This window comes from Nocardioides pacificus, assembly GCF_054775955.1.
Genome location: NZ_BAAHCI010000015.1, coordinates 117,338 through 127,718 on the forward strand (window position 1 = coordinate 117,338; position 10,381 = coordinate 127,718).

Below are 10,381 nucleotides of genomic sequence, written 5' to 3' on the forward strand. Positions count from 1 at the left end.
GACCGGCAGGTAACTGGAGATGTTCGGCCACCTGGTGCGCGAGGACCTCCAGTTACCTGGGGGTAGCGGCGCCCACCGGACAGCCCGGCCCGCACGGACGCCCCGACCCCGGCCAGCCGCGCGACTGCAGCAACGCGGCGATCCGACCGGCGGTCGCGCAGGAGCGATCGTGCACCTGACCCCAGCCAAGGCGCACGGTGGCCCTTCCGGTGAGGGCGGCGGCGAGGTCTCGCTCGAGGTCGCGGTCTCGCTGTCGAGCCAGGTCGTGGAAGAGTCGACCGTCCAGCTCCACGATGAGCCCCCACGCGTCGTACTCCACGTCGCGGACAACCCCTTGACCGCCGGGCTGAGTGGAGCGGACCTGGCGCGAGCCGCGGGGCAGGCCGTGGGCGCGCTCGACGCGGTGGAGATAGCTGTGCTCGAGGACCGAGCAGGTGCCGTCCGCCAGGTCGCGCAACACCGAGTCCAGCCAGCGCCGACGCCGCAAACGGCGGCGGCCCTCGAGGGCGATACGCAGCCGTACCGGCGTCGTCCAGCGGGACTGGCACAGGTCAGCCAGCCCGGCGATCGCCTCGAGCTCAGTGGCCGCCGCCCCGGCGACATCGAGCGCGGCCTCCTCGACGCGGACGCGCGGTGGGCCGGTGTTCCAGAGCACGCGGTCGTCGAGATGGCGATAGCGGGTGAGCCGGTAGCCGTCCGCCACCACCAGCCGGCGCTCCTCGGTCACGGCGAGGTGGATCGGCGCCTGCTCGTCGTGGTGACGCCAGCCTGGCCCGGCCGCGGCGCGCAGGGCCGAGACTCCGGCGAGCGCCGCGGGGGAGTGGAACAGCACTCCCGCCCAGGCCCGCTGCAGCCACGTGGGCGCGCCGGTGTGGTCGACGTAGACGCCGGGCAGCAGCGGCGCCCACTCACGGCGGCGGAGCCTGCGGGCGATGTCGTGGTCGTGTCCGCCCGCCTCGAGGACCTGACGGCGCGCGATGACTCCGGCCTGGTCGGCGATGACCGCGACCAGCGCCGCACCGAAGCCGGCGGGGGTGGGGGCGAGGACGGGTTCTCCCATGCCGGGATCCTGCGGCGGCCGGCCGGTTCGCACCAGTGGGCATCGACGGCCTGTGGAGAACGCGGCGCCGCGGCTCGTCGTACGGCGTGCGTTCGCGCCGACTCGGCGGCGTACGGCGCAGCGTTTGCGCCTGCTCAGGTCTGGTGGAGGGCTTCGGCTAGGGCTGCGATGTGCTCCTGGTCCGGGTCGGAGCCGGGGAAGTAGGCGCAGACGCGCTCGGCGACGTCGCCGAAGCGGCGGTGGATCTCGGCGGCGCACTGCTCGGGGGTGCCGCGTACGGCGAGCGTCTCGAGCATCTCGTCGGTGATCAGCTCCATCATCGCGGCGATGTCACCGGTCTTCGAGAGCCGGTTGAGCTCCGGTTGCACGCCCTCCCAGCCCTCGACCTCGAGCACGGGGAGATAGGCCGGGGTCGAGCCGTAGAACGCGAGCAGCCCGCGCACCCCCACCGACGCCGCCTCGATCTCGGCGGGGGTGCGGCCCATCGCCGTGATCACCTGCGGCACGATCGCCAGCTCGTCGCGGGAGCGCGAGGCGCGGGCCAGCCCCTCCTCGACCGCGGGCAGCGTCCGCTCGCGGAAGTGCTTGTAGCTGTGGAACGGCATCACCAGCAGCCCGTCGGCCACCTCGGCGGCCGTCCGGGTCATCACCGGGCCGAGCGCGCCCATCAGCACGGGCGGCACGCCGTACGGGTTCGGCCCGGGCACGAACGTCGGGGGCATCAGCGTGTGACGGGTGAACTCGCCGCGGAAGTCGAGCTTGGTCCCGTCCTGCCACGAGTTGAGGATCGCCTTGACGGCCAGCACGATCTCGCGCATCCGGGCGGCGGGGCGCACCCACGTGGCGCCGTACCGGTTCTCGATGTGCGGCTTGATCTGCGAGCCCAGGCCGAGGTGGAAGCGGCCGCCGGACATCAGCTGCAGGTCGTACGCCGTGTGCGCCAGGTGCATGGGCGAGCGGGGGAACGCGATCGCCACGTTGGTCATCAGCTGTACGTCGCGCGTGACGGGCGCCGCGGCCGCCAGCGGGAGGAAGACATCGTGCGGTCCCTCGAAGGTGAACAGCCCGTCCACGCCCGTCGCCGCCAGGTGTCGGGCCCGCTCGGCCGCCTGGTCGGGGCGGGCGTCCAGCTGGATGTCGAGGCGCATGGCTCGGAGTCTGCACCAGCCCGACGCGCCACCCGCGCAAGTCGTCCCACTCAGTCGCGGCGGCAGGGCTCAGCCGCGGGTCAGCGGGGCAGTCCCAGGATCCGCTCGCCGATCAGCGACAGCAGGATCTGGCTCGACCCGCCCGCGATCGAGTGCGCCCGAGCGCTCAGCATCTCCCGGCTCACCGGCCCGCGGACCAGGCCCTCGTCGCCGACCAGCTCCAGCGACAGCTCGGCCGCGTCCTGCCGGGCCCGCACCCCGACGATCTTCTGCACCGACGACTCAGCCCCCGGCTGCCCACCACCGATCTGCGCCAGCAGTGCCCGGTGCCCGAGCAGCGCCGTCGACATCGTCTGCGCGACCAGGTGCCCGAGCCGGTCGTCGACGAGCTCGCCGGTGTGCGCGGCGGCGCGGGCGACGAGCTCCTCGGTGCCGCTGCCCATCGACGAGCTGCCACCCATCTCCACCCGCTCGTTGGCCAGCGTGGTGCGTGCCAGGCGCCAGCCGTCGTCGACCTCGCCGACCACGCAGTCGTCGGGCACGAAGACGTCGTCGAGGAAGACCTCGTTGAAGAGCGCCTCGCCGGTGATCTCGCGCAGCGGGCGTACGTCGAGCCCGGGCGTGCGCATGTCGACGAGGAAGTAGGTGATGCCCTTGTGCTTGGGGGCGTCCTTGTCGGTGCGCGCCAGGCAGATGCCCCAGTCGGCCGTGACGGCGGCGGAGGTCCACACCTTCTGTCCCGACAGCGACCAGCCGCCGTCGACGCGCGTGGCGCTCGTCGACAGCGACGCCAGGTCGGAGCCGGCCCCCGGCTCGCTGAACAGCTGGCACCACGCGACGTCCCCGCGCAGGGTCGGCATCGCGAACCGCTCGACCTGCTCGGGGGTCCCGCCTGCCAGGATCGTCGGCATCGCCCACCAGCCGATCACCAGGTCGGGGCGCGACACCCCGGCGCGCTCGAGCTCCTGCGCGACGAGCACCTGGAGAGCGGGTCCCGCGTCCATGCCGTACGGCGCGGGCCAGTGCGGCGCGTAGAGGCCGGACTCGGCCAGCGCCGCTCGGAGCTCGCGCCCCTCCATCCCGACCAGCAGCGCGACCGCGCGTCGTACCTCCTCACGGCGGCTCTCCACCTCGCCCAGCTCCACCCCGAGGTGGCGCCGCTCGCCGGCCCGCACCAGCTGCGCCACCCGGGCCCGCCAGTGCGCCGAGCCGCCGAGCGTCTGGCGCAGCACCAGCGCGCGGCGCAGGAACAGGTGGGCGTCGTGCTCCCAGGTGTAGCCGATCCCGCCCAGCACCTGGATGCAGTCCTTGGCGTTGTCGACGGCCGCGTCCAGCGCGATCGCACCGGCGACCGCGACGGCCAGCGAGCGCTCGGCGGGCTCCGCGACCGACGCGTCCCACGCCGCCACCCGGGCCTGCTCGGCGCGGCACAGCATCTCCGCGCACAGGTGCTTGATCGCCTGGAAGGAGCCGATGGGGCGCCCGAACTGCTCACGCAGCGCGGCGTACGACGCGGCGACCTCGAGCGTGCGTCCGGCGATCCCGGCGGCCAGCGCCGCGGCGACGAGCAGGTGGGTGTCCTCCACCTCGTGCTCGGCCAGCCCGTTCGCCGGCCCGCCCAACGACAGGGCGGGCGCGCCGTCGAGCGTGACGGTCGCGAGCGGCGTCGCCACGTCGAGACCGTCCAGGGGCGTGACCGACACTCCGGCGCCGGGCAGCACCAGGCACCACGTGCGGCGGCCGTCGACCTGTGCGGGGACCAGCAGCGCGGCGTCGGCGGTGGCGCCGGCGACGGCCCCCAGGTCGCCGGTCAGCCGACCGTCGTCCCCAGCGAGGGGGGCGAGCCCGGGGCGCGTGATCGCCACCGTCAGGTCCCCGGCCAGCACCGCGTCGCGGGCCTCGGCCGCGGCACCGTCCGGCAGCGTGACGCGACCGAGCAGGTGGGCGGCCGCGGCGGTGGGCACGACCGGCCCGGGCACGCCCTCGACCCCGGCCTGCTCGACCATCACCGCCAGGTCGACGAGGTCGGCCTCGGCGCCGCCGTGCTCCTCGGGCACCGTCACCGCGAACATCCCCAGCTCGGCCAGGCCGGGCCAGATCTTGCGCCAGGCCTCGGCCGACTCGTCGCGGGCGGCCTCGATCACCTGGGCGGAGCGGGCGAAGGCGCGCACGGCGTCCTGGACCGCGACCTGCTCGGGGGTCGAGGCGATGCCGCTGGACCGGCGGCGGAGGGAGTCGGTGCGGGAGCTCATGACGGCACGGTCGCCGTTCGGCCCCGCGCGCGTCCGGCAGTCTCCCGGTCAGCGGGAGACTCGGGCACCTCACGCCGCCCGGGCTGGTCGGATGTCGGCGTGGAGACCTTCGCCGACATCGTGCGCAGCCGGGCCGGGGACGACGCGGTCGGCCTGGTGTTCGAGGACCGCGCGTGGACCTGGGGCGAGGTGGTGCAGGAGTCCGCGGACCGGGCCGCCGCCCTCGTCGCGGCGGTGCCGCGCCCGGAGGGACGCCAGGTCCACGTCGGCGTGCTGCTCGAGAACGTCCCCGACTTCGTCTTCTGGATCGGCGCCGGCTCGCTCGCGGGCGCGGTCGTCGTCGGCATCAACTCCAGCCGCAGCGCCGCCGAGCTCGCCGTCGACATCCGCCACGCCGACGTCGACCTGATCGTCACCGAGGAGCGCCTCGCCCACCTCGTGCGGGGCCAGTCGTCGGGGCACGACCACGGCGTACCCGACGAGCGCGTCCACGTCCTCGACACCCCGTCGTACGACGCGTGGCTGGCGCCGCACCGCGGCGCGGCCCTGCCGGCGACGACCCCCACCCCCGACGACATCGCGCTGCTCCTCTTCAGCTCCGGGTCCACCGGCGCCCCCAAGGCGGTGATCGTCGGGCAGGGGCGGCTCGGTCGGCTCACCCAGGCGATCGTGGGACGCATCGAGCTGAGGCGGGACTCGGTGACCTACCTGATGATGCCGCTGTTCCACGGCAACGCGGTGATGATGAACCTCGCCCCGGCGATGGCGGTCGGCGCCCGGGTCGGCCTGGCGCGGCGGTTCTCGGCCAGCCGGTTCTCCGACGACGTGCACCGCCTCGGCGCGACGTACGTCAACTACGTCGGACGGGCGCTGTCCTACGTGCTGAGTCGGCCCGAGGACCCTCGCGACCGGACGTCCACGCTGTGCCTCGCCTACGGCACCGAGGCCTCGGAGGCCGACGTGACGCGGTTCGCGGAGCGGTTCGGGTGCGTGGTGCAGGAGGGCTACGGCATGAGCGAGGGCGTGTTCCGGATCAACCGGACCCCCGACACGCCGCCCGGGTCCTTGGGCAAGCCGGCCGGCGACGCCGACGTGCGCGTGCTGGACGAGGCGACCGGGCACGAGTGCCCGCGCGCGGTCTTCGACGAGGCAGGCCGGCTGACGAACCCCGAGGCGGTGGGCCAGCTGGTCGGCGTCGGGCTGGCGCACACCTTCGAGGGCTACTGGGCCAACCCCGGCGCGATGGCCGAGCGGGTGCGGGGCGACGACTTCTGGGCCGGCGACCTGGCCTACCGCGACGCCGACGGGTGGTTCTGGTTCGCCGGGCGCTCCTCGGACAGGCTGCGCGTGGACTCGGAGAACTTCGCTGCCGCCCCCGTCGAGCGGCTGCTCCAGCGCTTCGGTGGCGTCCAGGCCGCGCCGGTGTACGCCGTACCGGATCCGGCCACGGGGGACCGGGTGATGTGCGCGCTCGAGCTGGCGGACGGCGTCGACTTCGACCCGGCGGCGTTCGGGGCGTTCCTCGCGGCCCAGCCCGACCTGGGCGCGAAGTGGTGGCCGTCGTTCGTGCGCGTCGTCGGCGCCGTACCCCTCACCGGCAGCAACAAGGTCGACAAGGCGCCGCTGCGCGCCTCCGCCTGGGTCACCGGCGACCCGGTGTGGGTCCGGGTGGGCCGCACCAGCGAGTACGTCGCGCTCGACGAGGCCGCCCGCGCGGGGCTCGAGGCGGAGTTCGCCGCTCACGGGAGGGCCGCTCTCGTCCCGGCCTGACCAAGGTTGGGGGAGCAGCTGCCCGAAATGGTCGGCAAAGCCCACCCGCAGACCTACGGTGTCAGCATGCGAGTCGACTGGGTGCCCGTGTCGGCGGCGATGCTCGTCACCGGGGCGATGGCGCTCGTGCTCGGCACCTTCCTGACGCCGGCGGGGGAGACGGCGACGCAGACCCTGCGGCTGATCGAGGCCCAGGACGGCCGATGGATGGCCGTGGCGGTGATGTACTTCCTCGCCGCGGTCACGCTGATCCTCGGGCTGCCGACGGTGCTCACGCTCTTCGGGAGCCGGGGGCAACGCACGGCGATCGCGAGCGTCCTGGTGCTCTCCATCGGCTATGTCGGGGTGGCGGGCTACGCGATGGTGCTGGTCTTCTTCCGGGCGCTCGTGCTCAGCGACGCGGTGCGCGCGGACCGGCTGTCGGAGGCCTCCGAGAACCTCGGGCTGGTCATCTTCCTCATCGGCTGGGTGGCAGCGTTCTACATCGGAGAGCTGCTGCTCGCGGTGGCGCTGCTGCGCGCCGGCGTCGTCGCTGTGTGGATCCCGCTCGCGCTGCTGGCGCACATCGCACTGCTGCCGATAGCGGGTCTGCTCCCGGACGGCTCGGAGAACGCGGGCATCCTGTTCGTCGCCGCCGCGTATTCGGGCATCGCCATCGCGGCGGTGGACCGCGGCCGGCCGGTCTGAGTCAGCCCTCCAGCAGCACGTCGCCGAGCCGCTCGATCTCCGCGTCGACCAGGCCGGCACCGCGCAGGTATTCCCGGGCGCCCCCGTGCGCCGTGGTCAGCCGCTCGAGGAAGCGCTCCATGCTCGCCGGCTCCGCGGTGAGCGACTCCTCCGGAAGCGCCGCCAGCCGCTCCTCGTAGGCCGGCAGCGCGCGGATCCGGCCGAAGATCGCGTCGAGGTGGTCGCGGGTGCGGGCATAGTCGGCGACGATCTCGTCGTCCTCCACGCCCACCGCGGACAGCACGAGGGCCAGCGCCACGCCGGTGCGGTCCTTGCCGGCCGTGCAGTGCACCAGTGCGGGGATGTTGTCCTGCTCGACGAGGAGCCGGACGAACCCCGTGACGGACTCGGCGGAGTGGTCGAGGTAGCGCAGGTAGTGGCTCGACACCCGCTGCGCCGGATCCGCCGACGTCGGGTCGTGCTCCCACACCCCGCCCGCCTGCAGCGGCAGGTGGGCGACCCGACGCTCGAGGGCCCCGAGGTGCGGGTTCGTCGACTCGCGCACCTCGACGGCGCTGCGCAGGTCCACCCGCAGCCGGATGCCCAGCTCCTCCACCAGCACCCGCGCCTGCGCCTCGTCCACGAACGAGGTCGACGCGCTGCGATAGAGCACGCCGCTGCGGGTACGCCGCCCCGTCGCCGTCCGCAGCCCCCCGAGGTCGCGCAGGTTCGGCAGGTCGGGCAGGGCCGGCAGGTCAGGGTGGGCCGGCAGATCGGGGTGGGCCGGCAGGTCGGGGTGGGCCGGCAGGTCAGGGTGGCTCTCGGGGTGATTCATCGTCATCATCGCTCCGCTCTCGTGACGCCCGGTCAGCCTAGACACGCCCCCCACGCCGACCCGTCACAAGATCACGTCGACCCGGCAGAAGATCCGCGTGACCCGTCACAAGATCCTCAGGTCGCCCCCAGCAGCGTCGCACGCAGTACGGCGTGGAAGCGCTCGCGGTCGGCGTCGACGGCGACCAGTGCGTTCGGCGTCTCGGACCCGACCCCGCGGAAGTCCATCACCGTGCGCCCGGTCGTGAGTCGCCCGTTCGTCTCCACCTCGACGTACGCCGGCTCGAGCGTCACCACCGCCGGATCGAGGAGATAGGCGAGCGCCAGCGCGTCATGGACGGGGCCGGCGCGACCGTCCCTGTCGTCCGGACGCAGGTGCGGAGACCCGGCGTACCGCTGGATCCGCTCCTCGACCAACCCCGCCACCGCGCCCGCGACCGCCGTACCTGCCCTCAGCTCGTGGCACAGCGACACGGGCACCGTCGCCACGAGCGTCGCGTCGAGCGGGACCAGCACCAGCCGAGCGAACCCGGCGCCGCAGACGGCCGCGGCGGCGAGCGGGTCGCGCCAGACGTTGGTCTCGGCGCTGGCGGTGACGTTGCCGTGCGCGTGTGCCCCGCCCATCACCACCAGCTCGTCGACCGCCTCGACGACGCCCGGGTCCGCGGCGAGGGTCGCGGCGACGTTGGACAGCGGGCCGGTGGCGACCCAGGTGATCGGCTCGGTCGCCGCGCGCGGCGTCTCGACCAGCCACTCCACAGCATCCGCCGCGCCCACCGATCGCGAGGGGGCGGGCAGTCGCAGCGCGTCGTCCGGGCCGGGGAGCGGTGGCGGCGCCTGACAGGGTGCGTACGGCGCGGCGAGGCCCGCGTGCACCGGGACATCGGGCCGGCCGACGAGGTCCAGCACCCGCAGCGTGTTGTCGCTGGTCCGCGCGAGCGGATGGTTGCCCCACACGGTGGTGACGCCGCGCAGGTCGAGGTCCGGGTGCAGCGCCGCGAGCACGATCGCGACGGCGTCGTCGGTCCCCGTGTCGCAGTCGAGCAGGATCGGCCGGGTCATGGCCCCATGGTGCCGACCCACCGCGAAGTATGTGACGGGTCATGCGAACTTTCTGACGGGTCGTGCGAACTTGGGGACGGGTCGGCGAGATCTTCTGACGGGTCGCGGGAATGGGGGTGGGGTGTTGCTGGTTGTGCCGCGCATGACCTCCCCTGCCCGCGACGACTCCCGCAAGGTGTCGGTGCTGCTGGGGCTGCTGTTCGGGTTCGCCGGGCTGGGCTCGTCGTCGGCGGCGATCGCGCTGCCGCTGATGGCCGACGACCTGGGGGTGACGATCGGTCAGAGCGCGTGGGCGATCAGCCTCTACGCGCTGACGCTGGCGGTGACCACGGCGGTCTACGGCCGGGTCTCGGACCTGGTCGGGGTGCGCCTACCGCTCGTCTTCGGGGTCGGGCTGATGACGGCCGGCGCGATCGTCGCGGCGTTCGCCCCGTCGTACCCCGTCCTGCTCGTCGCCCGCCTCTTCCAGGGCGCCGGCGCGGCCGCGGTCCCGACGCTGGGAGTGGCCATGCTCTCCCAGCGGTACGACGGGGCGGTGCGCGGCCTCGCGCTCGGGCGTCTCGCGGGCGTGGCGGCCGCGCTGAGCTGTGCCGGACCGCTGGCCGGGGGGCTCGTCGAGGCGGCCTTCGGGTGGCGTGCGGTGATGGCGCTCCCGGTGCTGGGCCTGCTGATCATCCCCATGCTGTGGCACACGCTGCACAACGACGGCACCGGAGCGCGGCTCGACGTGCTCGGGGCGATCGCGGTCGCCGGCACCGCTGCCGGACTCGTGCTGCTGGTGCAGTCGCCGTCCACCGGGCTCGTGGTCGCGGCCGCGGGCGCGCTGCTCCTGCTGCTGGGCACCCCGGCGGTGGCGCTGCGGGTCCGTCGTCACCCGCACGGCTTCCTGCCCCGCGCAGTGATCGGCAACTCCGTGGTGGTGCGCAGCGCGCTGGCCGCGGCCGCCATCCCGGGCGCGTGGTTCGCGATGCTGATCGCGGTCCCCGCCGTGCTGGTCGGCCACGGCTGGGAGGCGTGGCAGGTCGGGCTCCTGCTGCTGCCGAGCGCCGGGATCGCGCTGCTGACGCCTCGGATCGCCGGCCCCTTGCTCACCCGGATCGGTGCCGCCGCCGCGCTGCGCCGCTCGGGCATCGGCGCCTCGCTGGCCCTGCTCGTCGCGGCCGGGGGCGCCGCCGTGGTCGAGCCGCTGCCGGGCGTCGCGGCCGCCGTACTCCTGCTGGCCGTCGGTCTGGTGACCGTCGCCTTCGGGCTCGGTCAGCCCGCGCTCAGCGCCGCGGTCGGCGACGCCGTCCACGAGCACGTGCGCGGGGTGGCACTGGGCGTCGCCACGCTGCTGTTCCTGGTCGGCGGAAGCGTCGGCTCGGCCGTGGTCGGCGGGCTGGGCGACGTGTGGGGGATGGCGTGGGCCCTGCTGCTGCTGGCGGCCCTCCCCGCGCTCGGGCTGGTCGCGCTCGCGCCGACGCTGCGCGAGCAGCGGGCGGCGAGCGGCGCACCGGTCCCGCCCGCCTGACCCGGAAAAGAGTGGACACGGACCCCTGGGGTCGTGTGCCTGGGCACGCGAGATAGCGCGTCCTCAGGCACACGACCCT

8 protein-coding genes are annotated in these 10,381 nt (G+C 74.3%); 3 read left to right on the forward strand and 5 right to left on the reverse strand.

The window, feature by feature from the left end:
- Positions 1-52: 52 nt before the first annotated feature.
- The 3 genes from ACYU7L_RS19180 to ACYU7L_RS19190 form a co-directional block, all read right to left on the reverse strand.
- Positions 53-1,060, reverse strand: coding sequence for a hypothetical protein (locus ACYU7L_RS19180; RefSeq protein ID WP_460800121.1), 1,008 nt, complete (start codon positions 1,058-1,060; stop codon positions 53-55).
- A gap of 134 nt (positions 1,061-1,194) precedes the next feature.
- On the reverse strand, positions 1,195-2,208 hold the full coding sequence (locus tag ACYU7L_RS19185) for a TIGR03617 family F420-dependent LLM class oxidoreductase (RefSeq protein ID WP_460800123.1): 1,014 nt from the start codon (positions 2,206-2,208) through the stop codon (positions 1,195-1,197).
- Between the two features lie 80 nt (positions 2,209-2,288).
- The gene (locus ACYU7L_RS19190; protein ID WP_460800125.1) at positions 2,289-4,460 is read right to left on the reverse strand and encodes an acyl-CoA dehydrogenase; all 2,172 of its coding nucleotides are present in this window, start codon (positions 4,458-4,460) and stop codon (positions 2,289-2,291) included.
- 99 nt (positions 4,461-4,559) lie between these two features.
- On the opposite strand from ACYU7L_RS19190, the gene ACYU7L_RS19195 reads away from it, so the two are divergent.
- Positions 4,560-6,230: an AMP-binding protein gene (locus ACYU7L_RS19195; RefSeq protein ID WP_460800128.1), complete on the forward strand. Its 1,671-nt coding sequence runs from the start codon at positions 4,560-4,562 to the stop codon at positions 6,228-6,230.
- Positions 6,231-6,296: 66 nt separating this feature from the next.
- Entirely contained in the window at positions 6,297-6,917 is a 621-nt protein-coding gene (locus ACYU7L_RS19200) for a hypothetical protein (RefSeq protein WP_460800131.1), read from the forward strand.
- A 1-nt stretch (position 6,918) separates the two neighbouring features.
- On the opposite strand, the gene ACYU7L_RS19205 is transcribed toward ACYU7L_RS19200, so the two are convergent.
- Together ACYU7L_RS19205 and ACYU7L_RS19210 are read right to left on the reverse strand one after the other, a co-directional pair.
- Positions 6,919-7,731 carry a tyrosine-protein phosphatase gene (locus ACYU7L_RS19205; protein ID WP_460800133.1) on the reverse strand — a complete coding sequence of 271 codons (813 nt, stop codon included), beginning with the start codon at positions 7,729-7,731 and terminating at the stop codon, positions 6,919-6,921.
- Between the two features lie 116 nt (positions 7,732-7,847).
- Positions 7,848-8,792, reverse strand: a complete 945-nt coding sequence (locus ACYU7L_RS19210; RefSeq protein WP_460800135.1) for a nucleoside hydrolase — start codon at positions 8,790-8,792, stop codon at positions 7,848-7,850.
- A 142-nt stretch (positions 8,793-8,934) separates the two neighbouring features.
- On the opposite strand from ACYU7L_RS19210, the gene ACYU7L_RS19215 reads away from it, so the two are divergent.
- On the forward strand, positions 8,935-10,302 hold the full coding sequence (locus tag ACYU7L_RS19215) for an MFS transporter (protein WP_460800137.1): 1,368 nt from the start codon (positions 8,935-8,937) through the stop codon (positions 10,300-10,302).
- Positions 10,303-10,381: the final 79 nt, after the last annotated feature.

Coding starts and splice junctions, on each gene's coding strand:
- ACYU7L_RS19200 (WP_460800131.1), top strand. CDS start 6,297: ATGCGAGTCGACTGGGTGCCCGTGTCGGCGGCGATGCTCGTCACCGGG.
- ACYU7L_RS19210 (WP_460800135.1), bottom strand. CDS start 8,792: ATGACCCGGCCGATCCTGCTCGACTGCGACACGGGGACCGACGACGCC.
- ACYU7L_RS19185 (WP_460800123.1), bottom strand. CDS start 2,208: ATGCGCCTCGACATCCAGCTGGACGCCCGCCCCGACCAGGCGGCCGAG.
- ACYU7L_RS19190 (WP_460800125.1), bottom strand. CDS start 4,460: ATGAGCTCCCGCACCGACTCCCTCCGCCGCCGGTCCAGCGGCATCGCC.
- ACYU7L_RS19205 (WP_460800133.1), bottom strand. CDS start 7,731: ATGAATCACCCCGAGAGCCACCCTGACCTGCCGGCCCACCCCGACCTG.
- ACYU7L_RS19180 (WP_460800121.1), bottom strand. CDS start 1,060: ATGGGAGAACCCGTCCTCGCCCCCACCCCCGCCGGCTTCGGTGCGGCG.
- ACYU7L_RS19215 (WP_460800137.1), top strand. CDS start 8,935: ATGACCTCCCCTGCCCGCGACGACTCCCGCAAGGTGTCGGTGCTGCTG.